Below are 24,938 nucleotides of genomic sequence, written 5' to 3' on the forward strand. Positions count from 1 at the left end.
AGCCGGTCGGCCTGTTCCTGCTCTATTACCTGTTCGCCGGCATTTCGGACAATGTCCTGGCCTACCAGATCCCCGCCTGGCTGTTCGCCAGCGCCACCGCCTGGGTAATCGCCCGCATCGCCGCGCGCTGGACCAATGCGCAGGGCGCGCTGCTGGCAGGGGCAAGCTACCTGTTCATGCTCGGCCCGCTGGAAGGGTTCGGCGGCCAGACCCCGGTGTTCTACAACCTGATGATCGCGGGCGCGGCATGGCTGGTCCTGCAATCGCTGCCCGCACTGGATGCCGGCAAACCGGGCTGGCGCATGCTGGCCGCCATGGCGCTGGCTGGCGCGGCGCTGACGTTCAAGCAGACGACGATGTTCGAAGCAGCATTCTTCGGCCTGTTTGCGGCGTGGCGGTTATGGCAGAGCGATGTTAACCGTTGGCGCGCCGCAGGATGGATTGCAGTTTGGATTATTGTCGGACTTGCACCGACGGCAAGTGCCGCCGCGTGGTACGCAATTCACGGCTATTGGGCGTCTTACTACAGCGCGATGGTTACGGCCAATCTGAAGAAAACAAATCCTTCAGTCATAGAGATCGCGACCAGCGCATTGGCGCTGATTCTTCGTCTTTATCCGATCCTGGCTATTTCTTTGCTTGGGCTGAAACTGCCTGATCAACCCAAATCGCCCAGAACCGATGTCCTGTTCTCTCTATTATGGATTGCGGCATCGATTTGCGGCATCGCGACCATACCAAACTTTTATACCCATTATGCCCTGCCGGGCCTGGCACCAATTGTGGTTCTTTGTGGCTTGGCAATGGGGCGTCGGGAAATTGGGGTGTTTCTTTTCGCCTTCGTAGCTGCATTTACTTTACTGCTCTATCCCGCTTTGAACACAAGCGATCATCGACAGTCCATCAATGGAATGGCGGCGATGAGCGAGGCAATTCGCGAACATGGCGGCGAACGCGGCGTATTGATTTATGATGGGCCGCCGCTTCTTTACGTCATGAGCCGGACACACCCCCTGTCACCGCTCGCATTTCCACCTCATTTGAACCACTGGCGCGAAAGAAACGTCAGTCAATTTAATACGCAACGGGAAGTTATAAATATTTTACAAAAACAACCGGGAGTTATCGTAACTACAGTTACGCCAACTTACACTCCTGGCAATGGTCAAACTCGCCAAATTGTTATGGACTATGCTTTCAACAATTGTCAATTGATCTTGGCCAAACCTTCTTTCGATTTGACAAGCTACGCTCTTATCGCAATTTTCGCCGATTGTGCACCACGACCTTATACAACAGAGGTGCGTTTCGATCGACGTTGAGATAGCAACTGATACCCGCAACAAAGGGCAGTCGCCAGCATGGCCGCTATTGATCGAGACACGACGTCGGTCCCTGCCCACTCCATGATCGGATCATGAATGGCGTAAAGCGGAAAAGATATCGCGCCCATGAACGCGCCCCAGCGAGGAGCGGTATTCAATCCGCCAGCAATAAGCAGCGGACAAACTATAATAATAAACACAAGGTCCGCCCATGGATAGCCTGCTGCCCAAGGCGAGCTTGCAATGACAAAGACGGGAAGAATTGCGAAGGTCAACCATGCTGGAAGCAACAGAGGTGGCTTATCCTTCCACGTCCTCCACAGGATTATGCCCAGAGGATATGATATTAAACCGCGGAATATTCCCCAAACCAATTCTCCACCCCAAGGGCCGCGATCAACACCATGGCCTGACGGAAGCGCAAACAGTGTTATGGCCGCGGAAAATAGCACAGCAACCAACAACGGTCCGTTTGAGACGTGACGAAAAACCAATGCATGAAAGGCGTTCAGAACAATTTCAAGAGAAGCTGACCATGACGGTGAGTTTAATGGAAACGCAAACATCCCAGGCGAGAGCAATGGTATCATCAACGCACCGAGGATGAATTGCCCGAGCGTTACCGGTGGGAGCAGCATGACACCAAGCAGTGTTCCCAAAAAAATTGTCGGCCAGAGCCGGCGATAGCGCGCCGCTACGAATTTTAATGCACCAAGCCTGTCTTCCATTCGTGGCTCGTAAGTTCTCGCAAGCACATAGCCGGAGAGCATGAAAAAGAAATCGACAGCAAGGTATCCCTTATTGGGTACTTCACCTCCTCCAAGAACATGAAAATAGACGATACAGAGAGCAGCGATACCGCGCAGCGCATCCAAACCATGGAGTCTGGTCATCCTTTACGCCCAATGTGCAACACCTTCGTTCTTACTCCAGCCGCATATCACGGGACCTCAGTGACAGGTTATGAGAACCACAGGTCGGAACCGGCTTACACCTGGAAGCAAGCCGCCTCCATCACCCCTTGCGCTTTTTCCGGGCGGCGTAGCGTTCGTCGCGGGCGGCTTTTCGTTCTGCTTCTGTCGGCGGAGCCGGCTTTGCTATGGCTGCGGCGGCTTGCTTGTCTGCCTTGGCCTGCGCGATTGCGGCTTTCCTGGCGGCGCTCTTTTCGGCCTGGGCCTTTTCGCGGGCAGCCTGGGCGGCTTGGCGTTCGGCTACGACTGCCGGATCGAGCGGGGGTTTGGCGGCCAGTTTGGCCAGGGCCTTTTCGCGGGCCTGGCGGGCAAGGGCGGTGCGTTCTTCGAAGCTGGGGTCTTTGTAGGAAGCCATGGGGTATGGGGTTCTCTTGGTTTAGCGTGACTGGATCGGGGTTTAGCACGGATTGTGCGGGTTGTGGGGAAGAAAGGGACAGGAGGTTCGCAGCGGCAGAGCCGTGACGCCGAAGGGCTCGCTTCGCTTTTTGCTCGCGGCCTCAGGCCGGTCCGGCGCTTGATCCGCGCCTAAGCTAACGTTGCTGCGCAACGTCGCTTACGCTCGGGCGCTTTGACTCACTCCTCACCCATTCTCAAAGCGGCGATGAACGCTTCCTGCGGGATGCTGACATTGCCGTATTCGCGCATCCGGGCCTTGCCCTTTTTCTGCTTTTCCAGCAGCTTTTTCTTGCGGGTAATGTCGCCGCCATAGCATTTGGCGGTCACGTCCTTGCGCATCGCGCTGATGGTTTCGCGGGCGACGACCTTGCCGCCGATCGCGGCCTGGATCGGGATCTTGAACAGGTGGCGGGGGATCAGGTCTTTCAGGCGTTCGCACATGCCGCGGCCGCGTTCTTCGGCAACGCCGCGGTGGACGATCATCGACAGCGCATCGACCGGCTCGTTGTTGACCAGGATGCTCATCTTGACCAGATCGCCTTCGCGCAGGCCGATCTGTTCGTAATCGAAGCTGGCATAGCCGCGGCTGATGCTTTTCAGGCGGTCATAGAAATCGAACACCACTTCGTTGAGCGGCAGTTCATAAGTGACCTGGGCGCGGCCGCCCACATAGGTGAGGCCGGTCTGCACCCCGCGGCGGTCCTGGCACAGTTTAAGGATTGAACCGAGGTATTCATCGGGGGTGTAGATCACCGCCTTGATCCACGGTTCGTCGATCTGTTCGATCCGGCTGGGATCGGGATAGTCGGCCGGGTTGTGCAGCAGGATTTCGCGTGCGTCGTCGGTTTTGCTTTTGCGCAGTTCGATCCGGTAGACCACCGATGGCGCGGTGGTGATCAGATCCAGATCGTATTCGCGGGTCAGCCGTTCCTGGATGATTTCCAGGTGGAGCAGGCCCAGGAAGCCGCAGCGAAAGCCAAAGCCCAATGCCGCGCTGCTTTCCATTTCAAAGCTGAAGCTGGCATCGTTCAGGCGCAGCCGGGCGATGCTTTCGCGCAGCTTTTCAAAGTCGGCCGCATCGACCGGGAACAGGCCGCAGAACACCACTGGCTGGACTTCCTTGAAGCCGGGCAGCGCCTGGACGGCGCCGGCCTTTACCGTGGTGATGGTATCGCCGACGCGGGCCTGGGCGACTTCCTTGATCTGGGCGGTGATGAAACCGATTTCGCCGGGGCCAAGTTCGGCCAGTTGCTCGATCTTGGGAGTCATGCAGCCGACCCGGTCGATCAGGTGTTCGGTGCCGCCGGCCATGAACTTGACCGAGAGGCCCTTTTTGATCACCCCGTCGATGACCCGGACCAGGATGACCACGCCCAGGTAGGGATCGTACCAGCTGTCGACCAGCATGGCTTTCAGCGGCGCGTCGCGGCTGCCTGTGGGGGGCGGGATGCGGGTGACCACGGCTTCCAGCACTTCGGCAATGCCGATGCCCGATTTGGCGCTGGTCAGGACCGCCTGGCTGGCGTCGAGACCGATGATCTCCTCGATCTCGGCCTTGACCTTGTCAGGTTCGGCGGCGGGGAGATCGATCTTGTTGATGACGGGGACGATCTCGTGGTCGTGCTCGATCGACTGGTAGACGTTGGCAAGGGTTTGCGCCTCGACCCCTTGTGCGGCATCGACAACCAGCAGCGCGCCTTCGCAGGCGGCAAGGCTGCGGCTCACCTCGTAGGCGAAATCGACGTGGCCGGGGGTGTCCATCAGGTTGAGCTCGTAATCGAGGCCGTCCTGCGCGGTGTACTTCAGGCGGACGGTCTGGGCCTTGATCGTGATCCCGCGTTCTTTTTCGATGTCCATGTTATCAAGGACTTGCGCGCTCATTTCGCGCTCGGTCAGGCCGCCGGTATACTGGATCAGGCGGTCGGCCAGGGTCGACTTGCCATGGTCGATATGGGCGATGATGCTGAAGTTGCGGATTCGGGACAGGTCAGTCATCCCGCCCCCCTAGCCGCAGTCATTCAATCTGTCAGCCCTGACGGATCAGGCAACTTTCGCCGGCTTGCCTTTCGGATCAACCTGCCCGAACTTAGGCATCGTCAACGCCATGCCAGGCTGTTGCATCAACTGCATAGGGTATTGTCCAGCAGGCAACGCGGCGAGCGGCATTCCCGCTTGCGCCATTACATAGGGCGAGACGCGGTGACGCGTACACAACCCGCCCGCGCCGTCATCGACTAGTTGCTGCTCGAACTCAAGACCCTGCATTGAATTGGCGCTGCGGCGCACGACGGCAACGGCAAGCTGACCTTCGCCAAAATCGACAACGAACTGCGTACCAGTGGGCACTTCAACAAGCCCTTCGACCATACAGCCGCTACGCGACAAATTGCGCATGGTTACTTCGTAACGGTGGTCTTCGTGGATCAGGCCTACTTTCCGCAGCACGGTTCGCCGTTCAGGTCGGTATCGACTAGGTCCGTCAGGTTCAATCACCCATTCGCCGCTAAGCATCGCCTCACAAACATCGTCAAATGAAACCGCTGAAGCATAAATGAAACCCTGGATTTGTTTTACTCGCAAGCGACGCATTTCTTCGAGCTCGTCGTGCGCTTCGATACCCTCAGCCGTTGTATCCATCTTGAGCGCTTCGGCCAAACTGACAATCGATGCAATAATCGCGGCGTTGCGATTGCCTTCTTGGGTAATTCCGCGGATGAAAGCCTTATCGATCTTGATTTTGTCAAACGGAGCGTGCTGCAGATAGGCGAGCGACGAATAACCGGTGCCGAAATCATCGAGCGCCAAACGAACGCCTAGCATCTTGAGCTGAGTGAACATCTCTTCGGTGGTCGCACTGTCACCCAAAAATATTGATTCGGTCAGCTCTAGCTCAAGTCGCTCAGGTGGAAGACCCGAATGGGCCAGCGCCTGCGCAACTAGACTTGAGAAACCGGGATTGGCAAACTGCGCAGCCGAGACGTTTACGGCTATCCGAACGTGACCCGGCAACATAGCTCCGTCGACGCAGGCCTGCTTCAGAATCCAGTTGCCCAACGCGCCAATCAAATTGGCTTCCTCGGCGATGGGAATGAATACTCCAGGCGACACGTCGCCTAGCTCAGGATGCTCCCAACGTGTGAATGCCTCGAGAGTGACAACCTTGTTTGTTTTGGTGTCGACGATTGGCTGGTAAGCCACGCGCATCTGATCACTGGCCAACGCATCGCGAAGATCTTCTTCTATTTGACGGCGGCGCTCAGCCTCATTGTGCAGGTCGCTGGAGTAAAAACGGAATTGTCCCCGTCCCCCGCCTTTTGAAGCATACAACGCGAGGTCGGCGGACCGGACAAGTTCTTCGCTGTTCAAACCGTCGTACGGAGCGATCGCAATGCCCACCGAAGCCCCAATAACGCAGCGGCTACCATCGATTTGATAGGGCTGGGACAGCATGGTGATGACCGTCTTGGCAATTTCGCCGAGACGACCGCGATCATCAATGTCCGGTAAGAGGATCTGAAACTCATCACCGCCGAGACGGCCTATTTCGCAGCCTTTTTCAACGACCACGCGTTGCAGACGCTGGGCAACCTGCTTGAGCAATTCATCGCCTGCTGGATGGCCGAGCGTGTCGTTTACTTGTTTAAATCGGTCAAGATCGAGCATCATGATCGCACAGGAACGTTTTGCCGCGCGATAAGCGGTCAACGTCGATTCCAGGCGCTTGCCCATCCGGTGGCGGTTGGCAAGTCCAGTTAGAGAATCATATTGTGCCAACCGCGAAGCATCGCGCTGAGTCTGACGCGAGGCTGTGATGTCTATTCCGTTGCCATGATAGCCAAGAAAACGCCCGTCACTAGAAAATTGCGGACGTCCGGCTATCGACCACCAAATAGGAGTTGTTTCGGTCGCCGCACGAACCTGCAAATCCGTGAACGTCTTGCGCGCGCTGAAGATCAGCGGGAGCGTCCGCTCGGAGCCAGAGTCATCATCGCGATCAAGCACGAAGATTGACTGGATGGGTTGGCCAATCAACTCATCGCGGTCGCGGCTCATCTTTGCCGCTACAATGTCCGAAACGTACGTGATGCGGCCATCTTCATTACTGGACCAGAACCAGCCGATGCCGGATTCCTCATAGTCGCGAAGAAGTGAAATTGCCTGCTGAAGCTCGTTTCCGCTAAGCTGCCCTTTGCCACGCGCAGCGCCACTCTTGCCTGCGCCAAGCAGGTTTTTAAAGCGACCAATCGTGGTTTCTTCTGGTGCAGCCATCTTTCCTGTTTTCGTTCAGTAGTTAAGTTTAGCGGCGAGTGCTCAAGACATAACCAGACATGGTTTCGATTTACCTAACAACAGACCCTTTTTGCGTGGTCCCCTGTTTACGCAGTCTGTGCCTTGACAAAGCGATCCAACCTGCGCGGTTGCGGCTGCGACAGCGCCAAAATTCGACCATTTTGATCGAGTTCGAGAGGGGCAGAAAACTCTACGCCAATACGATCTTCTTGGCACCAACGCGCCGTCGCCGTGGCGATAGTTCCCTCGGCCAGCATTATCCTGAAGATTGTCCCGGGTGGCACATTCCAAAGTCCTTCGACCATTGCGCCAGTCGAAGAAATATTGCGGATCGTACCATGATAGGCTTGGCCACCGTGATCCAGAATGATCCTGCGAAGCATGGTGTGCCGAACGGCGCGTGCCGCCCGGGGGCCTTTTGCAATCGCAGTGGTTCCTATTCTCAACTTTTCAGTGGCCTGAACGAGGCTGAGCGGCCGTTCGTAGATATAGCCCTGAACGTGACTGCAACCTAGCATTCGGACAAGATCAAGCTCATCGAGTGTTTCTACGCCTTCGGCCGTGGTTTCCATGCCAAGCGCTTCAGCCAGACTGACGATCGAGGCAATGATTGCACCGTTGCGACTGCCAGTGATGGTTGCGCCGCGTACGAAGCTTTGATCGATCTTGATTTTGTCGAATGGCGCTTTTTTCAAATAGCCCAGCGAAGAATAGCCAGTCCCAAAATCGTCGAGGGCAAGCCGCACACCAACGCGTTTGAGCGCCGCAAACATAGCATCAGTGCCCTCGTCGTCATTCAGGAAGACGCTTTCGGTAATTTCCAACTCAAGCCGTGATGGTTTGATTTGCGACGCAGCCAAGGCATTCGTGATAACCGCAGGCAGGTTCGGGTTGGCAAATTGTAATGGTGAGACATTTACTGCCACACGGACTTCTTCCGGCCAATTGGCCAGATCGTGACAAGCAGTGCGAAGCGCCCATTCGCCGATTGGCGTTATTAGCCCCGAGTCTTCTGCTATCGGGATAAATTTAGCAGGTGACATTGGGCCGCGCGTTGGATGTTTCCAACGCAAAAGAGCTTCGAAGCCCGTAATCCGCTCAGTCGAGGTATGGACAACCGGTTGATAATAGAGCTCAAGCCCACCCTGCGCCAACGCATCGCGCAGATCCTGTTCAAGTTGCCGGCGCTCTTCAGCGTCGCTGTGTAGATCAGCGGCATAAAAATGATGGCGACCGCGCCCACCATCCTTAGCAGCATAAAGTGCCAGGTCAGCGTTGCGGATGATTGCTTCGGCGGTGACTCCATCGGCGGGCGAAAGGGCGATACCGACCGAAGCACCGATGACAACGCGATGGCCGTCAATTGAATAGGGTTCGGACAGTGAATGAATAACGCGTCGAGCAAGTTGTGCCAAATCTTCGCGTTGTTGGTGTCCAGGCAAGACAACCTGGAATTCATCGCCGCCAAGTCGGCCGACAAGACCGTATTGGCCAACCGCCCTTTCTAGCCTGGCAGCGACTTGGGTCAGCAATTGATCACCCGCCGGATGACCCATCGTATCGTTGACCTGTTTGAAGCGATCAAGATCAAGAATGAATACGGCGCAAGCCCGGTGATCTAAATTCGGAGCGTTTAGGATTTTTTCCAGGGTTTGCGACATCTGCAGACGGTTCGCGAGGCCAGTAAGCGAATCGTAATGCGCAAGCCTTGACGCGTGCTCTTCGGACCTGCGTTTTTCAGTCAGATCGTTTCCTGAGCCACGAAAACCCATGAAATTGCCGAAGCCGTCATAAATTGGACGGCCGTTCAACGACCACCAGCGCTCTTCGTCAGGCGTCGCTGCCCGCATCGCCAATTCCGAAAAAGCCGAACGAGCCGCTAGATGAAACGCAAGCGTCCGCTCGCTTTCCTGGCCTTGAGTGTCTAGTTCGAACAGTTCAGAAAATGCCCTCCCGATAAGCGCTTCAGTCGGACGTTTCAGCGCTTCGCCGATTGTAAATGAAACGTATACGATCAGACCACGCCGGTCCGTTTCCCAGAACCAGCCCTGACCAGTTTGTTCATAGTCACGCAGGATTTCTTCAGCCCGCGTCTGCCTCATTTCGCGTTCTCTGGACAGACGGCTGCGTTCTTGGTCTGCCACCGTGCGGCGATCTGACGCAATCTTGCCAACTATGCTGCCAACCATCAATGCGACAATCGACCCTGGCGTCTGGGCTATAGCCGTTACCCCGGCCCACATGCCCACTAGCGCGACTACCGTCGCTGAAACACGGCGATTGAGCACTACACAAGCTACTGCAGATATAAGGATCAACAGACCTATGGCATTTGCCCAAGCTCCCGCACTTCCTTGCCCCCAGCTAGCCATGCCATAGCCTGTCAGAGCCATAGGCAGTCCTATTGTTGCTACCCCCAATGCAGAGCGCAACCGACGCTGGGTGACGATCCGTTGTTCGACACGGATCAAGTGCTTGGTTGCAGCTGCAATACCGGTTGCTAAGACGATCAAACCCGCAGAAGCCAATGGCGGCGCTGTCATCGTAAGGACGCCGAGCAGCAAGGCTGCCGCGAGAAAGGCTACTGCCATCCATGTCCAGTTTGGCTCGACCAAGCCGCGTGTAGCGTCCCATTGAACGACAGGTCGGCGTTTGGTGGCGCTGGTCGCGGGACGTACTCGTGGAAGCACTATCTCCGCTGTACGGGGCAAGACCGGCTCGGGCGCGTCTATAGGTTCGCGCTGCAGTGGTGCAACGTCGTTCGAAGGCTCGTGTCTGGCTGTGTTTGCCGACATAGGCCGGCTTATGCCCCGCCAGCGCTTGCAAAAACGTTAAGTTTACCATTACGCGGCGCAGTTTTCCCGGGTGGACATGCCAATCAGCCGCGCTGCTTGAAAAGGATTGCCGGGCGGTGCATGCTGCCGGTCACGACAACTAAAAACAGGGAATGTGGATGGCCAAAGAACGCTCGCCGTGGGACAACGAAGCTGCGCAATCAACGACGGCGCTTGGTCCATTGGTCGGTTTGGCACGCGAGGATTTCGTCGGGGCTGTAGCTTTGTTACTACGCGAAACCGCGACAGATCCGGCTCGTACAATTAAGCACATGCGCAATTTCGGGGACGATGTCGTGCAGATTGTCACCGGCAAGTCGCAGCTGGCGCCCGATCCAAAAGACAAGCGCTTCATGGATCCAGCCTGGCAATACAATCCATTCTTTCGGGCCGGTGCCCAATATTACCTAGCCATTCAGAAGGGCATGAAAAGCTGGCTTGAAGATCTGGAGCTTGACGAACTTGAGCGTGATCGGGCCAATTTCATATCGACCATAATAATCGACAGCCTGTCACCGACCAATTCTCTAGCCGGGAATCCCAGCGCGCAAAAACGCTTGATCGACAGCGGCGGCCTTTCGCTGATCAAGGGACTGAAGAACGCATACAACGATGCCGTGCACAACAATGGGATGGTCAGCCAAGTCGACAAGAAGCCGTTTAAGTTGGGTGAAAACGTTGCCACCACCAAGGGTAACGTCGTTTACCGCGACAAGATCATGGAGCTAATCCAATACGGTCCGACGACGGAAGACGTTTATTCAATTCCGCAGCTTACGATTCCTCCGCAGATCAACAAAATGTATATTAACGACCTTAGTCCTGAGAAATCGGTGGTGAAATATCAGGTCGATCATGGCATTCAGACGTTCGTGATCAGCTGGAAGAACCCCACCAAAGAAGAAGGACACTGGGGCATGACGGATTATATTTCCGCCTGCACCAAAGCAATTGACGTAATCTGCGACATCACCAAGTCGAAGACCGTTAACGTTTCGGCCGGCTGTTCCGGGGGTCAGACTGCGGCAATGCTGGCCAGCAAATTGGCTTCTGAAAAAGACAGCCGTATCGGCGCGCTAACCTTGATGGTCTGCGTCCTGCATCCAAAGCAAAACGATATCGAAGCTGGCTCCTTGATGACCGAAAACGGCTTGAAACTAGCCAAGCAGCGCGCTGCCAAGGCCGGAGTTATCAAAGGGAACGACTTGGCACGTGGGTTTGCATGGCTTCGTCCCAATGACCTGATCTGGAATTACGTCATCAACAACTATTTGATGGGCGATGATCCTCCGGCGTTCGACGTCTTATTCTGGAATGCCGACGCAACCAACCTATCAGCGACGCTGATGGGAGATTTCCTCTATGCGTTTGAGACCCTTGCCTTCACCAAGAAGGGCGAAGTTGAAATGGTCGGCCACAAGGTTGATCTTTCCAAAGTTGACAGCGATCTGTTTATCTTGGGCGGGGTGACCGATCACATCACGCCGTGGCGGGCCTGTTACCGGTCGACGCAGCTATTCGGTTCGAACGACGTAACCTTTGTGCTGAGCCAATCGGGGCACATGCAGGCGATCCTCAATCCGCCAGGCAACCCTAAGGCCAAATATTACGTGTCAAAAAAGCCAGGTAGCCCACCTGCCAATGTTGACGACTGGCTGAAATCTGCGGAGGAAGTGGCCGGCAGCTGGTGGCCTTTCTGGATCGACTGGGTACAGACCCGCGCTGGCAAGAAAAAACCGGCACCCAAAGTTCTGGGTAACGCGGCCTATCCGCCAATGGAAGCGGCGCCTGGCCTGTACGTCCTGGATCAATCCTGAAAGGCCCAACCTTAGTGAAAAACGACATTACTGCTGCCCTCTCGATGGAGACTGTCGGGGGACGGGTCTTGCGTGTAGCCCGCTGGCGTTGGGACGAACCAAGCAATCATTTGCCCCTGCTATTCTTCAACGGCATAGGCGCTAACATCGAGGCGGTCGCCCCATTGGCCGAGGCGCTTACCGAACGCCCTTTTATCATGTTCGACATGCCTGGAGTGGGCGGTTCTCCTGAACCGCTGGTACCTTACAACCCTTTTACGATGAGCTGGATCGCCAAGGAACTGCTCAAAAGGTTCGGAGCCGACAAGGTAGACGTGATGGGGGTATCGTGGGGAGGCGCCATGGCTCAGCATTTCACTCTACAGCATCCGCGTACTGTGCGCCGCCTGACCTTGGCCGCGACAACGGCGGGAATGCTCATGGTCCCAGGCAACCCGGCAGCGCTGAGCAAGATGGCCAATCCGCGGCGCTATGTAGATGCCGCGTTTATGGAAGAACATTTCCGCACGCTCTACGGTGGTCTGACCGGTGGAAAGAGCGAACATATCAGACGGCTCACGCCGCCTACGCCGCGCGGCTATGTTTATCAGTTGCTGTGCATGCTCGGGTGGACCAGCGTTCCCATGCTGCCGTTTCTCAAAAAGGAAGTGCTGATCATGATGGGCGATGCAGATCAGATCGTGCCGCTGACTAACGGGCGTATCCTGGAATCGCTCATTCCCAACAGCCGGCTCGAGATTTTCGAACAAGGCGGGCACCTGTTCATGCTAACGCACCGCGAACAGACTATCTCGTCACTGCGCGGGTTCCTCAATGCCCCGGATCGGGATGAGTTGAAAGCGGCCTGATACCATGCGCCATATCGCGATTATCGGCTCTGGCCCAGCGGGTTACTACACGGCTGAGGCCGCGCAAAAGCTTTGGGGTGACGGGGTAAGGGTCGACATCTTCGACATGCTACCCGTTCCTTATGGGTTGATCAGGACTGGGGTAGCACCCGATCACCAATCGATTAAAGGCGTATCGAAGCGTTACGAAGGCACTGCGCTGACCGACAACGTCCGCTTTGTCGGAAACGTAACAATCGGCCGGGATATCAGCGTTGATGAACTGCAGGGATGTTACGACGCAGTAGTTCTTGCCACAGGCGCCCCGAACGACCGCCTTGCCGGAATTTCCGGGGAAGCGCTTGGCAACGTATTTGGCAGCGCAGCTTTTGTTGGCTGGTACAATGGTCATCCGCAGTTCGCAAAGCTTGATCCGGACTTGTCCGGGCGCAGCGCGGTGGTCATCGGCAATGGTAACGTTGCGCTCGACGTGGCGCGGATCCTGGCGAAAACCAATGACGAGTTTTCAGGAAGCGACATTGTTTGCCATGCCTTGGATGCCTTGCAGAGATCGCGCATCGAACAGGTGACTATCCTGGGACGGCGCGGCCCCCATCAGATCGCTATGACACCCAAAGAGCTCGGAGAACTGGCCCACCTGACCAAAGCCTGCCCGAGAGTTGAACCCGACGATCTGCCGTCCGAGGGGGAAGATGCATTTCTGGAGCCTGGGCAGCGCAAGTCCGTGGCTCACTTGCGTGGCTTTGCTGCCATTCCTGAGGCGTTTCGCGCCGATAAACCGATCGAGATCACGTTTGACTTTTACGCCAGCCCGAAAGCGATTCTAGGTTCTGACAAAGTCGAGGGAATTGAGGTAGAGCGAACCGTGCTTGACGCAGACGGACGCGCGCGCGGAACAGGCGAGACCTACATTATCCCATGTAGTCTCGTGGTGACGGCGATTGGCTACAAGAGCTCACCCATTCCAGGCGTTCCGTTCGAGGACGGCGAAGGCCGTTTCGCTAATGTTGATGGAAGAATTCTGCCCGGCCTCTATTGCGTTGGCTGGGCACGTCGCGGCCCTTCCGGCACTATCGGCACCAACCGCCCAGATGGATTCGCCGTGGTCGAGCGGATTGCCGAAGACATCGAGAGCGCAGCTTTGACAACAGGTAACAAACGCGGGCGCGCTGCCTTTGATGATCTGGCGCTTCAGCGCGGGATCGATGTAGTTACATTCCGCGACTGGCAAAAGATCGACGCGGCCGAAGTCGGCCGCGCGCGAGATGGCTCACCGCGCGAAAAATTTGTCGACGTAGATCAGATGATCGCAGCGCGAGACCAATGAAGACGCAAGCTTTGGTAACACTTGCCGATAACTTCAGTCCGTGATTTAATCGTCCGATTAAAGCGTCGCCTGAAGATTCGACGCAAACCGGGAGACATCCATGGCGACTTACGACCTTATTGTCCGCAACGGAACGATTGTCGATGGAACTGGCTCACAGCGCTTTATCGGTGATGTCGCCGTTAAAGATGGCCTGATAGCTGCGGTTGGCACAGTTAAGGGCGATGCCGCGAAGGAGATCGACGCTAGTGGTAAGGTCGTCGCGCCTGGCTGGGTCGACGTGCACACCCATTATGACGGTCAGGCGACTTGGGATCAAGAGATGGCGCCGTCTAGCTGGCACGGGGTCACCACAGTTGTCATGGGCAATTGTGGCGTCGGCTTTGCTCCGGCCGCTCCTGATCGCCACGAATGGCTAATCCGCCTTATGGAAGGCGTTGAGGATATTCCCGGCACTGCGCTGGCTGAAGGAATGAAGTGGAACTGGGAAACCTTTCCCGAATACCTCGATGCTCTTGAAGCCATGCCGCGCGCGATTGATGTCGGCACCCACGTTCCGCACGGCGCCGTGCGCGCCTACGTACTAGGTGACCGCGAAAGACCAGGTGCAATTCCCACCATGGATGATGTCGCCAGGATGGCCGAAATAGTCGAAGAAGGCGTGCGTGCCGGGGCGCTTGGTTTTTCCACCAGCCGGACTGTATTGCATCGCTCGATTGATGGAGAACTTGTCCCGGGTACTACGGCGACCAAGGAAGAACTGATCGCTATTGGTCGAGCAATGGGCAAAGTTGGTTACGGCGTGTTTGAAATGGCCAGCGACATGCGCCGTGAATGGGACGAATTCGGGTGGATGGGTGCATTGAGCCGCGAAACCGGCTTACCGTGCACGTTTGCCGCGCTGCAATCCATCGCAAAAGAACAGCCGTTGGATGAACAGATCGCCAACATGCGCGCCGAAAACGACAATGGCGCCAATATTGTGGCACAGATCGCCCTTCGCGGTAACGGGATCATCATGGCATGGCAGGGCACGGTTCACCCGTTCCGGTTGCGACCCAGCTATCAGGAAATCGCCGATTTGCCTTGGGAGCAGCAAAAAGCCAGATTGCTGAATCCCGTCTTCAAGGCGAAATTGCTCGCCGAGGAGAGCGACTTTACCGAGGTTAATCCCGACATTCTCGGATTGATTATGATGGTCTGCGGTGGCTGGGCACAACAGTACGAAATGGGGACTGAGTTTAACTATGAGCCACAGATTGACGAAAGCATTGCTGCCCGGGCTGCCGATGCCGGCAAAACCAGCGCAGAGTATGCGTACGATTTGCTCTGCCAAGGCGATGGAACGGGCTTTATCTATTTTCCAATTCTGAATTATGCTGACGGCAATCTCGACTTTCTCGAGGTACTTCAGGACTGCGACGATACGGTCAACTCACTGTCAGATGGTGGTGCGCATTGCGGCACGATTTGCGATGCCGCAAGCCCAACCTTTATGCTCCAGCATTGGGTCCGTGATCGCAAGCGTGGCGGTAAGGTCAGCTTGGAAAATGCGATCAAGCGGCAGTGCCGCGATACGGCACGGCTTTACGGTTTGGATGACCGCGGAGTAATCGCGCCCGGTTACTTGGCCGACCTCAACGTGATTGATATGGAACGGATCCGGCTGGGCAAGCCATGGCTGGCGTTTGACTTGCCGGCAGGCGGCAAACGTCTGCTGCAAAAGGCAGATGGCTATGATTGCACAATCAAAGGCGGTGTAGTGACTTTCCGAAATGGTGAATGGACCGGAGAAACCCCTGGGGGCTTGATCCGTGGCCCGCAACGTGCCGCCATGGCCGAGGCCGCAGAATGAGCCAGCGCGCCGTTCGTGTCGGTTCGCCTGCTACGCTTGATACGCTACTGTCCGTCATTGCAGATGATCCTGGTAAGCCAGGTCCCGGCCAGATCCGCGTGAGACTTCAAGCCAGCTCGCTTAATTTCCATGATTTTGCCGTCGTCAACGGCATGCTTCCGACTGAAGTAGGCCGAATTCCTATGTCGGACGGCGCCGGTATTGTCGAAGCAGTGGGTGTCGGTGTTTCGGCATTCAAGACCGGAGATATGGTTGTCTCGACGTTTTTTCCCGAATGGCTTGATGGCGCGCCGCCCGGTACTGCATTCACCGGTGTACCGGGAGACGGAATCGACGGTTATGCTCGCGAGGTGGTGGTGACCCCTGACCACTGGTTTACCCGCGTGCCGTGCGGTTATTCTCCAGCAGAGGCGGCGACTTTGACCTGTGCCGGGCTCACTGCTTGGCGCGCACTTTTTGTAGATGACGCAATCCGGCCGGGTTCCACGGTGCTCATTCAGGGCAGTGGCGGCGTCTCCGTATTCGCCTTGCAGTTTGCCAAGGCGGCAGGCGCCCGTGTGATCGCCACGTCCTCATCCAACGAAAAGCTGGAAAAGCTGAAGGCGCTGGGCGCAGACGACCTGATCAATTACAAGGAAACCAGCTCTTGGGGTGCCAAGGCATTGGAACTTACAGGCGGAGCAGGTGTCGATTGCGTAGTTGAAATAGGCGGGTCTGGCACGTTGGATCAATCGATGATGGCAGCCCGCGTTGGTGGGCATGTTGCCCTGATCGGTGTGCTAGCAGGATTTGCTGGACCAGTGCAGACCGCACTGTTGATGGCTAAGAACCTGAGGGTGCAAGGGTTGACTGTCGGCAGCCGTTCACAGCAACTCGCCATGATTGCCGGAATCGAACGGACTGGGATTAGGCCTGTCATTTCAGACCACTTCCCGCTTGAAAATCTGGCCGATGCATTCCGTCACCAGATCGCCAACAAGCATTTCGGCAAAATTGTAGTCGACATCTAAGGGCGGACCACAATCCCCATTGACGGATCGGCCCGTCCCGCGTGGATCGCATGGAAAGCATCAACCGCGGCCATAAGACCTGATCGCTCATCGACTGTCACCGCCTCCTCCGTCTCGCGCAGGAAATGCCTCCAACTCTCGGCCACCACCTCGCCGAAAGCCTTAGGCCCCTGCTCCTTTATCGCCGCCAAGGCATGATCGGGTGCGAAAAATAGCACAGGTTGCGGATCCGGAATCGGCCCGTTGTCACGCCCAAATCCAGTGCCAACGTGAGTTGCGCCAACCGTACAGGAATAGCGCAAATTATCTCCCAGCGTGGTGTGCAGCGTGTGAAGCAGCTGGGCATTGCCAGCAAAATCTACAGAGACCGATGCCACCGCCGGCAAATCACGAATAGCATCGTAGGGCAAGACGATGTCGTAGAAGCCGCTGTTTCGCACGAAATCGGTGTTGGCGGGCGAAGTAAGTCCAACACGCACAATGCCGGGTGAGCGGTGTCGCGCCACGCTCGCAAGAGCCAAAGCAGTTTTGGACGATGACGAAGTAATGACAACCGTTCTTGCACCAAACCATTCCGCACGGCGCATCATGTTTTCGATCAGCAATCCGGTCTTGAACAAGGGCCCAAAAATCATCCGCTCGTTTTCATGTGCTGCATCATGCTCCGGATCAGCATTAAGTCGGCTGTACTGGTTATAGATCGGGCTCATCGGCTGCCGGTGCGCGGCGATGTCGGTAAATCCGCCATTTGAAACGTTGCTTGGCTGGACGTCTAGATGCGTCGCCATTGGCAAATAGCCATAGACTCGCTCCCCTACAGCGATGGTCGGATGGTTCGACTGCTCAACCACTGCATGGCCCCACATGGGAACGACCCCCCATTCTCCAGTGCCCGGAAAGAAGTTCCAATAACCGAACGCATCACCGACAACGGCATAGGTCACGTTGTTGGCGGTTACAGAAAAAGTCTCGATCCGCAGACGCACTGCGTTCTCTGCGAGTGGCTCAGGTTGCATTTCGGACAAGCGGGATTGCTTCAGATCGTTACGGTTGAACAGTGCTGTCCGGATCATGGCAACGTCTCCCAATGCAAATGGGCGCTCCATTTGCTGAAGCGCCCATTCAAGCAGGTGCGGCAGGAGCGGTAAAGCTCAGACCCGCATTGGCATCAGGACATAGAGTGCCGGCGATTTGTCATCTTGGCGGATCAAAGTCGGAGCGCCCGCATCGGCGAGATGCAATTCCACGGTATCACCGTCGATTTGTCCCAGAATGTCCTTGAGGTAATTAGCATTAAAACCGATTTCGAACCCGGCAGCACTGTAATCGGCCGGAACTTCTTCTGCGGCTGTACCATTGTCGGGGCTGGTCACAGACAAAGTGACCTTGTCGTTTTCCAGCGCCATCTTAACTGCACGGGTCTTCTCGGTCGCGATAGTTGCGACGCGGTCGACCCCTTCCCAGAAGCTCTTCGGGTCAAGTCTAAGAAGCTTGTCGTTCCCGGTCGGGATGACGCGAGTATAATCGGGGAATGTTCCATCTATCAGTTTGCTGGTCAGCACCACACCGTTTTCACCCCCCAAGGTAAAGCGAATCTTGTTGGCGGACAGGTCAATTAGCACGTTCGAAGCAGCTGCTTCGTCCAGCAGCTTTCGCAATTCTGCAACGCATTTACGGGGCACTATCACATCAGGCATGCCTTGGGCGCCATCCGGGCGAGCCAATGTGAAACGCGCGAGGCGGTGGCCATCGGTTGCGGCTGCTTTCAACTCCTCATCAGCGACGTGCAGGAAAATCCCGTTTAGGTAATAGCGCGTTTCTTCGGTGCTGATTGCAAAACGGGTACGATCGATGAGCTGCGCCAGGGTCGCAGCCGGAAGCTCGAAACTTGTCGGCAAGTCGCCTTCGACAATGACGGGGAAATCATCACGCGGTAAAGTAGGCAACGAAAAACGACTGCGGCCAGCCTTGACCGTCATACGGTTATCAGCGGTTTCAAGACTAACCTGACTACCATCAGGCAGTTTGCGGGCGATGTCGAACAGGAGGTGCGCCGATACGGTGATTGCACCTGGCGTGTCGACGGAAACAGCGCTCAAACTTTCCACCACCTGCAGGTCAAGGTCAGTAGCCATTACCTTGACCGTACCATCTCCTGACGCTTCGATCAGTACGTTCGAAAGGATCGGAATGGTGTTGCGCCGTTCGACGACGGACTGGACGTGCGACAAGCACTTCAGCAGTGTCGCGCGTTCGATGGTGGCCTTCATGGTCTTATCAAGTCCCCTGGAGAGCGCGATGCCGGAATCGGCTGCGCGCCGTCAATTCGGACTGCCTTTCTTACCGCCAGCGTCCCCGGCGGCAAGGCTGGAGGCGCCACATTACGGCGAATCTGGGGATAAATGCGCGGCTTGGCGGTCAAACCTCCCCCGCTTCAGGAAATCATGGCCATGCCACCGTTCACGTGGAGTGTTTGGCCGGTAATATACCCGGCCTCGTTGCTGGCGAGATAAGCGACGGCCGAGCCAATATCCTCTCCTTCGCCCATCCGGCCCATAGGAATGCGGGCGTTGATCAAATCCTTCTGTGTATCTGCCAGCACCTCGGTCATTGCGGTGCGGATAAAACCGGGGGCCACGCAGTTGACTGTAATGCCGCGGCTGGCGACTTCCTGGCCTAGCGACTTCGACAAGCCTACAAGGCCCGCTTTGGCAGCGGAATAGTTGACCTGGCCTGGGTTGCCGGTGGCACCGACCACGCTGGTAATAGTGATGATCCGGCCGTGACGGGATTTCATCATCGGCTTGCAGGCGGCACGCATCAGCCGGAACGCGGCTTCAAGGTTGACCTTGATTACCGCATCCCATTCGTCATCTTTCATCCGCATCGCCAGATTGTCTCGCGTAATCCCGGCGTTGTTTACCAGTATGTCGATCTTGCCCAACGTGTCGACAGTGGCAGGTACCAGGTGCTCAACCTGCTCAGTGTTTGAGAGATCACAGGTTATCTCGATATGATCGTGACCATATGTATCGTTGAGCTCTTCGCGAAATGCGCGCAGCTTGCCGGGGTTGGTGCCCGAAAGAGCGAGGCGCGCACCTTGACGCGCCAATGCATGGCTAATTGCCGAACCAATGCCCCCGGCAGCTCCTGTAACAAGTGCGGTCATACCGCTGAGGTCAAATAGACGATTTTCCACGGCTTATAGCTCCTTGGCAAATGCTTCGATGTCGTCCATCCCGATTACGCTGGTAATCGCGACATCAACAACGGTGCGCCCGATCATCGGTCCGAGAACCTTGCCGCCCAGTTCGGCGAATTGATCCACGCCTGCAGCTTGCATGGCGAGTACGCTCTCACGCCAGCGCACGCGCCCACAGACTTGTTCGACCAACAAGCGGCTGACTTCACTAGGGTCGGTAACAGCCGCCGCAGTCACATTAGCGAAGAGCGCGATTTGCAGAGCCGCAGGCGGTGTTTGGAGCAATGCTTGTGCCATCGCTTCGGCAGCCGGCTGCATCAACGCACAGTGAAACGGGGCAGAAACTGGCAAAGCAACTCCCCGTTTTATTTCAAAATCCCTGGTCGACGATATCGCTCGCTCGATAGCGCCTTTGTGGCCGGAGAGGACAACTTGCCCGGGGTCGTTATCATTCGCAACTGTGCACACCTCACCTTCGGCCGCAGCATCGGCCAGCGCTTGGGCTTTGTCGATATCGGCACCAAGAAGTGCGCACATCGCGCCAACGCCTACCGGAACGGCGGACTGCATCGCCTGCCCGCGCAGCTTGAGCAAGCGCGCAGTATCAGCAAGGCTGAACGCTCCAGAAGCGCACAGAGCAGTATACTCTCCCAGACTATGGCCGGCGACAAAATCGGCCATGCAGGCAAGCGAAACGCCGCTCTCCTTTTCCAGCACGCGCAACACCGCAATAGCATTCGCCATGATCGCCGGCTGGGCGTTCTCGGTAAGGATCAATACATCGTCGGGCCCTTCGCGCATGATTTTCGAAAGCTTTTGTCCCAGCGCCTCGTCAACTTCCTCGAAAACCTCACGAGCGACAGCGCTGGTTGCAGCGAGATCACAACCCATGCCCACCTTTTGGCTACCTTGGCCCGGAAACACGAATGCACGCATGACGACCTTCTCCTTTGGCGGGCGCGGTTATTGGGCGACGCCACGTCCGGCAAGTCCGAACGGCACGATCTTGTTGGCAACGTCATGACCAATGTCTGCCAAACCGAGAAAGGGAATACTGTTTCGAGCACACCAATGCCGTGCGATTTGCTCTGCGCTTTGCGCGAAGTCGATGTCGTTGATTGGGACGTCATTGACGCGTCCCAAACGCAGTCCGGCAATACCTTTTAAGTGCGGCATAACATGGAAGAACAGCCTGTCGACGGCGTAGAGATGTTCCGCAACCTCTTCGACCAGTACGACGTGCCCTGCCAAATCGGGCATCAGAGAGGTTCCGCATAACATCGCGAGAGTCATCAGATTAAAGGCGGCGACTGGCCGAGCATCTAAGGACGATTCCAACCCGTTCGCTGCACCAGAAAGGTATTCCAAGGTCCGGCCAACGGCTTCCTCACCGCCGGCTCGGCCGATGTCGGAAGGCATTGGCGCATGCACCACCTGCCCTATGCCACGCTTGTACAAGCCGGCAAGCAAGGTGCCGCCGTCACTGTAGGCAAGGTAAATCTTCGTTGCTGCGGATGGACCGAACTGCGTCAACGCGTCTTCAACTACTCGTGCTGCGCCATATCCCCCGCGCGCGGCCCAGACTGCGCCATAGGATTCGTCGTTCGCGCATTCCACCAGCGCTGCCAGACGCACAGCATCGCTACCCGCGAAATGCCCTTGTGTTTCAAAGCACTGAGCGTGAAAATCGAGATTGATTGCAGGATAGTCTGCGGCAAGCGCCTTAACGCGATCGGCAATATCATAAGTGATGGCACGCGAAGGTGCGCAGATCGCAACGCGGAGCATAGCCCTTCCTAACCCGGTTGCGCTCTCAGGCAAGGCCGCATACCGCAGCGCGATGACCGATCTAACTTCGCACCCTTGGTTTTTTTGCGGCATCGGCGGATCGGGCATGCTGCCGCTTGCCTTGATCTTGAAGAGCACCGGCGCGCAAGTTGCCGGGTCCGACCGCAGCCGCGATCAAGGCCGCACTCCGGAAAAGTTCGCTTGGCTCGAAAGTCTGGGCTTTGACCTTTTCCCACAAGATGGCACTGGGATCGTGTCCATGCGGCAAACGCTTGTCGTCTCCGCTGCGGTCGAAGATACCGTTCCCGAGATGGTCCGAGCGCGCGAACTCGGGTGCCCGCGCATGACCCGCGCAGAGTTGCTGGCAACACTTTTCAATGCGGCGCCCACCGGGATCGCCGTTGCCGGTACCAGCGGCAAAAGCACTGTGACCGGAATGACAGGCTGGATATTGGACCAGGCTGGTCGCAATCCGACAGTGATGAACGGCGCCGTCATGAAGAACTACGTCGGGCCCGATGCGCCTTTTGCCAGCGCCCGTGTTGGCCACGGTGGGGTCTTCGTCTCCGAAGTTGACGAAAGTGACGGCTCAATCGCGCTATACCGTCCGCAGGTTGCGGTGCTGGGCAATGTAACTCTCGACCACAAAAGCCTCGAGGAATTACGTGAACTGTTCGGCAATTTCCTGGCTGAAGCGCAAACGGCCGCTATCAACATCGACGATGCAGAGGCTGCAGCGCTGGCATCGCGAGCAAGACACTTGATAACTTTTGCAATCGATCACCCTGAAGCGATGATCAGCGTTCTTGAAGAAACGATTGCGATGGGCACCACAACCTTGACTGCAACCCTCATCGACCGTCGCGATGGCTCAACACACTCTCTCGCCCTTGCGGTTCCTGGTCGCCATAATCTCGCCAATGCCCTTGCGGCAATTGCAGGGTGCTCTGCAGCAGGCGTTCCGGTGGCTGATGCGGTTGCCTGCATTGCTACGTATTCTGGCTTGGCGCGCCGCTTTGACATTATCGGCACCAGTGCATCAGGCATAACGGTCATCGACGATTTCGGTCACAACCCTGACAAGATCGCGGCCACGCTGGCGACGCTCAAAGCGCACACGGGCCGGATCATCGCTTTATTCCAGCCCCACGGCTACGGTCCGCTTCGACAGATGGGACACGAACTGGCTGAGACCTTCTCCCGCATGCAGGGACCCGACGATTTAACAATTCTGTGCGATCCAGTGTATTTTGGCGGAACGGTTGATCGCAGTTTGGGCAGCGAAAGCATTGTTCAGCTGATTTGCGAGGCTGGCGGCACCGCCGAATATATCGCAGATCGAAAAGACTGCGCGACTCGCATTCGCACCATCGCTCGACCTGGGGACCGGATCGTAATTATGGGCGCGCGCGATGATACACTTGCACTTTTCGCGCGGGATTTGTTCAACTCTTTGCCCTGAACCGGCACACTGGCCGAAGCCCCCTTCCCTTTCTGCGCCCGCTTGCCCACACTCTTTGCCAATCGATGACCGAGTCTCCATCCTCAGACGCCCGCCACCGGGTCCTTCTTGTCACAGGATTGCTGGGCGCAGGCAAATCAACTGCACTCAAGGTGCTGGAGGATCTGGGCTGGGAGACCATCGACAATTTTCCTATTCATTTGCTTGGTCGGCTGATCGGCAACACCGATGGCCAAAGCGAGATTAGGGCACCGCTTGCGATCGGCTTCGATTCTCGGACCAGAGGATTCGATTCGAACCTGCTGACCGATCGGGTAAAACGCCTGGTCCTGCGCCCTGATATCGAACTTACGACCTTATTTCTTGATTGTTCAGGGCAGGAGCTGGAACGCCGCTATAATGAAACGAGGCGGCTTCACCCGCTTGCTCATGATGTTCCTGCCGCGGCGGGTATTGCCGCTGAACGTGAACTGATGGAACCTCTACGCCGCTGGGCAGACATAGTGATTTCGACCACGCAGTTCAGCAGCAACGACCTTCAGCAGGCCATTCGCCAACGCTTTGGCCAAGATGCACCGCAATCGACAGTCGTCACGGTAACCAGCTTCGGGTTTTCGCGCGGAATGCCTCCGATCGCCGACCTGGTCTTTGATATGCGCTTTCTTGATAATCCTCACTGGGATCCGGATCTGCGCCTGCTCACCGGTCAAGACCCTGCGGTCGGAGCACGTATTGAAGAAGACCCGGCATATGCCGATGCGTTCGAACGGATCCGCGATTTGCTGATCCAGTTATTGCCGCGCTATGCGGCGCAGGGCAAAGCTTATGTCAATGTCGCTTTCGGATGCACCGGAGGACGTCATCGGTCGGTATATACTGCTGAACAGATGGCTGCTGCACTGCGCGATGCCGGATACGTGCCCAGTATCCTTCACCGCAACCTAACGTCGCGCGCTGCCGACCTGGTGGAAGGAAAGCATTGACCGTGGTGCACATCAGTTGCATGGCCCTGCGCCACTCAGGAGGGAGATTCCCTCTGCCGGATGCCGGGTCAATCCAGCGCGCCGGGTCGCACAAGCGGAGCATAAATCCGGCATGATCGGTCTTATTCTGGTCACACATGGCAAGCTTGCCGAAGAATTCGTCCACGCCATGGAACACGTGGTCGGCCGCCAGGAAGCGGTTGAAACCGTATGCATCGGCCCCAACGACGACATGGAAGCGCGCCGCCGCGAAATTGCCGCCAAAATCAAATGTGTTAACGCCGGCCAAGGCGTCATAGTGCTGACCGACCTGTTCGGCGGAACGCCGTCAAACCTGGCAATTTCGCTGATGGAAGCGGGAGCAGTCGAAGTTATCGCCGGGATAAACTTGCCCATGCTGATCCGCCTTGCCAAAGCACGCAGTTGCATGCCGATTGAAAATGCAGTCACTGCAGCGCGCGATGCGGGCCGGACCTACATCACAGTCGCGTCGGAGTTCCTTGGACAGGACGCCTGAAAATACCGAGTTTGGGGGAGAATGCGGGGAATGAGCGAGTTTCGCGAGTGCGTCGAGATCGTCAACAACCGCGGTTTGCACGCGCGGGCCAGCGCGAAGTTCGTCAATGCTGTTGCAAAGCTGGGTGATGCAGTAACCGTCCGCGTAGCTAAGGACGGTAACGATGCTGCGGGAGCCTCGATCTTGGGTCTCATGATGCTGGGGGCAGCAAAAGGCGATTCGATCGAAATTATCACTGCGGGCGACGGCGCCGAGGCAGCGCTGCTGAAGCTACTCGGTCTCGTCAAAGACGGGTTCGGCGAGGATTGAAGCT

General features: G+C 56.7%; 20 protein-coding genes. 10 read left to right on the top strand and 10 right to left on the bottom strand.

Annotated features, from left to right (window positions below; translation table 11 throughout):
• Positions 1–1,322 (top strand): hypothetical protein (locus Q0L62_RS13930; protein WP_296681093.1); only part of this gene is annotated, 1,322 nt, incomplete at its 5' end.
• On the opposite strand, the gene Q0L62_RS13935 is transcribed toward Q0L62_RS13930, so the two are convergent.
• From Q0L62_RS13935 to Q0L62_RS13955, 5 genes are all read right to left on the bottom strand, one after another.
• Positions 1,289–2,218 carry an acyltransferase gene (locus Q0L62_RS13935; RefSeq protein ID WP_296681095.1) on the bottom strand — a complete coding sequence of 310 codons (930 nt, stop codon included), beginning with the start codon at positions 2,216–2,218 and terminating at the stop codon, positions 1,289–1,291. The genes Q0L62_RS13930 and Q0L62_RS13935 overlap by 34 nt on opposite strands.
• A 121-nt stretch (positions 2,219–2,339) precedes the next feature.
• Entirely contained in the window at positions 2,340–2,651 is a 312-nt protein-coding gene (locus Q0L62_RS13940; RefSeq protein ID WP_296681098.1) for a DUF6481 family protein, read from the bottom strand.
• Between the two features lie 218 nt (positions 2,652–2,869).
• Complete coding sequence (lepA, locus tag Q0L62_RS13945) at positions 2,870–4,687, bottom strand: translation elongation factor 4 (protein WP_296681101.1); 1,818 nt, start codon at positions 4,685–4,687, stop codon at positions 2,870–2,872.
• A 45-nt stretch (positions 4,688–4,732) separates the two neighbouring features.
• Positions 4,733–6,961 carry a bifunctional diguanylate cyclase/phosphodiesterase gene (locus tag Q0L62_RS13950; RefSeq protein ID WP_296681103.1) on the bottom strand — a complete coding sequence of 743 codons (2,229 nt, stop codon included), beginning with the start codon at positions 6,959–6,961 and terminating at the stop codon, positions 4,733–4,735.
• Between the two features lie 107 nt (positions 6,962–7,068).
• The gene (locus Q0L62_RS13955) at positions 7,069–9,573 is read right to left on the bottom strand and encodes an EAL domain-containing protein (protein ID WP_296681107.1); all 2,505 of its coding nucleotides are present in this window, start codon (positions 9,571–9,573) and stop codon (positions 7,069–7,071) included.
• Positions 9,574–9,935: 362 nt separating this feature from the next.
• Between Q0L62_RS13955 and Q0L62_RS13960 the strand changes: the two genes are divergently transcribed.
• The 5 genes from Q0L62_RS13960 to Q0L62_RS13980 all read left to right on the top strand — a co-directional run bounded on the left by Q0L62_RS13960 (position 9,936) and on the right by Q0L62_RS13980 (position 16,673).
• Positions 9,936–11,633, top strand: a complete 1,698-nt coding sequence (locus tag Q0L62_RS13960) for an alpha/beta fold hydrolase (protein WP_296681110.1) — start codon at positions 9,936–9,938, stop codon at positions 11,631–11,633.
• Between the two features lie 14 nt (positions 11,634–11,647).
• A complete protein-coding gene (locus Q0L62_RS13965; protein ID WP_296681113.1) occupies positions 11,648–12,481 on the top strand; it encodes an alpha/beta fold hydrolase in 834 nt (277 codons plus the stop codon).
• 4 nt (positions 12,482–12,485) lie between these two features.
• On the top strand, positions 12,486–13,808 hold the full coding sequence (locus Q0L62_RS13970; RefSeq protein ID WP_296681116.1) for an FAD-dependent oxidoreductase: 1,323 nt from the start codon (positions 12,486–12,488) through the stop codon (positions 13,806–13,808).
• Positions 13,809–13,908: 100 nt separating this feature from the next.
• Complete coding sequence (locus tag Q0L62_RS13975) at positions 13,909–15,663, top strand: amidohydrolase family protein (RefSeq protein WP_296681121.1); 1,755 nt, start codon at positions 13,909–13,911, stop codon at positions 15,661–15,663.
• Positions 15,660–16,673 (top strand): NAD(P)-dependent alcohol dehydrogenase, encoded by a 1,014-nt coding sequence (locus Q0L62_RS13980; protein ID WP_296681124.1) that lies wholly within the window; start codon positions 15,660–15,662, stop codon positions 16,671–16,673. The genes Q0L62_RS13975 and Q0L62_RS13980 overlap by 4 nt, the downstream gene beginning before the upstream one ends.
• Here the strand turns inward: Q0L62_RS13980 and Q0L62_RS13985 are convergent.
• The 5 genes from Q0L62_RS13985 to Q0L62_RS14005 form a co-directional block, all read right to left on the bottom strand.
• On the bottom strand, positions 16,670–17,659 hold the full coding sequence (locus Q0L62_RS13985) for a DUF2855 family protein (protein ID WP_296681127.1): 990 nt from the start codon (positions 17,657–17,659) through the stop codon (positions 16,670–16,672). The two genes, Q0L62_RS13980 and Q0L62_RS13985, sit on opposite strands and share 4 nt — an antisense overlap.
• A 165-nt stretch (positions 17,660–17,824) precedes the next feature.
• Positions 17,825–18,943: a DNA polymerase III subunit beta gene (gene dnaN, locus Q0L62_RS13990; RefSeq protein WP_296681130.1), complete on the bottom strand. Its 1,119-nt coding sequence runs from the start codon at positions 18,941–18,943 to the stop codon at positions 17,825–17,827.
• A gap of 164 nt (positions 18,944–19,107) precedes the next feature.
• Positions 19,108–19,842, bottom strand: coding sequence for a 3-oxoacyl-[acyl-carrier-protein] reductase (gene fabG, locus Q0L62_RS13995; protein ID WP_296681356.1), 735 nt, complete (start codon positions 19,840–19,842; stop codon positions 19,108–19,110).
• Between the two features lie 33 nt (positions 19,843–19,875).
• Entirely contained in the window at positions 19,876–20,811 is a 936-nt protein-coding gene (fabD, locus tag Q0L62_RS14000) for an ACP S-malonyltransferase (protein ID WP_296681133.1), read from the bottom strand.
• 27 nt (positions 20,812–20,838) lie between these two features.
• Positions 20,839–21,663, bottom strand: coding sequence for an LD-carboxypeptidase (locus tag Q0L62_RS14005; protein ID WP_296681358.1), 825 nt, complete (start codon positions 21,661–21,663; stop codon positions 20,839–20,841).
• Positions 21,664–21,715: 52 nt separating this feature from the next.
• Between Q0L62_RS14005 and Q0L62_RS14010 the strand changes: the two genes are divergently transcribed.
• The 4 genes from Q0L62_RS14010 to Q0L62_RS14025 all read left to right on the top strand — a co-directional run bounded on the left by Q0L62_RS14010 (position 21,716) and on the right by Q0L62_RS14025 (position 24,934).
• Entirely contained in the window at positions 21,716–23,125 is a 1,410-nt protein-coding gene (locus Q0L62_RS14010) for a Mur ligase family protein (RefSeq protein WP_296681137.1), read from the top strand.
• A 65-nt stretch (positions 23,126–23,190) separates the two neighbouring features.
• On the top strand, positions 23,191–24,108 hold the full coding sequence (gene rapZ / locus Q0L62_RS14015; protein WP_296681140.1) for an RNase adapter RapZ: 918 nt from the start codon (positions 23,191–23,193) through the stop codon (positions 24,106–24,108).
• Positions 24,109–24,220: 112 nt separating this feature from the next.
• Complete coding sequence (locus tag Q0L62_RS14020; RefSeq protein ID WP_296681144.1) at positions 24,221–24,625, top strand: PTS sugar transporter subunit IIA; 405 nt, start codon at positions 24,221–24,223, stop codon at positions 24,623–24,625.
• 30 nt (positions 24,626–24,655) lie between these two features.
• Positions 24,656–24,934: an HPr family phosphocarrier protein gene (locus Q0L62_RS14025; protein WP_296681147.1), complete on the top strand. Its 279-nt coding sequence runs from the start codon at positions 24,656–24,658 to the stop codon at positions 24,932–24,934.
• Positions 24,935–24,938: the final 4 nt, after the last annotated feature.

The sequence above is a fragment of the Novosphingobium sp. genome (assembly GCF_024642085.1).
Classification (GTDB): Bacteria; Pseudomonadota; Alphaproteobacteria; order Sphingomonadales; family Sphingomonadaceae; genus Novosphingobium.

Excerpts from the sequence above, each read along its gene's own strand:
- fabG (WP_296681356.1), bottom strand. The coding sequence starts at position 19,842 with ATGACCGCACTTGTTACAGGAGCTGCCGGGGGCATTGGTTCGGCAATT.
- lepA (WP_296681101.1), bottom strand. The coding sequence starts at position 4,687 with ATGACTGACCTGTCCCGAATCCGCAACTTCAGCATCATCGCCCATATC.
- Q0L62_RS13960 (WP_296681110.1), top strand. The coding sequence starts at position 9,936 with ATGGCCAAAGAACGCTCGCCGTGGGACAACGAAGCTGCGCAATCAACG.
- Q0L62_RS13970 (WP_296681116.1), top strand. The coding sequence starts at position 12,486 with ATGCGCCATATCGCGATTATCGGCTCTGGCCCAGCGGGTTACTACACG.
- Q0L62_RS14020 (WP_296681144.1), top strand. The coding sequence starts at position 24,221 with ATGATCGGTCTTATTCTGGTCACACATGGCAAGCTTGCCGAAGAATTC.
- Q0L62_RS14005 (WP_296681358.1), bottom strand. The coding sequence starts at position 21,663 with ATGCTCCGCGTTGCGATCTGCGCACCTTCGCGTGCCATCACTTATGAT.
- Q0L62_RS13935 (WP_296681095.1), bottom strand. The coding sequence starts at position 2,218 with ATGACCAGACTCCATGGTTTGGATGCGCTGCGCGGTATCGCTGCTCTC.
- fabD (WP_296681133.1), bottom strand. The coding sequence starts at position 20,811 with ATGCGTGCATTCGTGTTTCCGGGCCAAGGTAGCCAAAAGGTGGGCATG.
- Q0L62_RS13975 (WP_296681121.1), top strand. The coding sequence starts at position 13,909 with ATGGCGACTTACGACCTTATTGTCCGCAACGGAACGATTGTCGATGGA.
- dnaN (WP_296681130.1), bottom strand. The coding sequence starts at position 18,943 with ATGAAGGCCACCATCGAACGCGCGACACTGCTGAAGTGCTTGTCGCAC.
- Q0L62_RS13955 (WP_296681107.1), bottom strand. The coding sequence starts at position 9,573 with ATGGCAGTAGCCTTTCTCGCGGCAGCCTTGCTGCTCGGCGTCCTTACG.
- rapZ (WP_296681140.1), top strand. The coding sequence starts at position 23,191 with ATGACCGAGTCTCCATCCTCAGACGCCCGCCACCGGGTCCTTCTTGTC.
- Q0L62_RS13950 (WP_296681103.1), bottom strand. The coding sequence starts at position 6,961 with ATGGCTGCACCAGAAGAAACCACGATTGGTCGCTTTAAAAACCTGCTT.
- Q0L62_RS13980 (WP_296681124.1), top strand. The coding sequence starts at position 15,660 with ATGAGCCAGCGCGCCGTTCGTGTCGGTTCGCCTGCTACGCTTGATACG.
- Q0L62_RS13940 (WP_296681098.1), bottom strand. The coding sequence starts at position 2,651 with ATGGCTTCCTACAAAGACCCCAGCTTCGAAGAACGCACCGCCCTTGCC.
- Q0L62_RS14025 (WP_296681147.1), top strand. The coding sequence starts at position 24,656 with ATGAGCGAGTTTCGCGAGTGCGTCGAGATCGTCAACAACCGCGGTTTG.
- Q0L62_RS14010 (WP_296681137.1), top strand. The coding sequence starts at position 21,716 with ATGACCGATCTAACTTCGCACCCTTGGTTTTTTTGCGGCATCGGCGGA.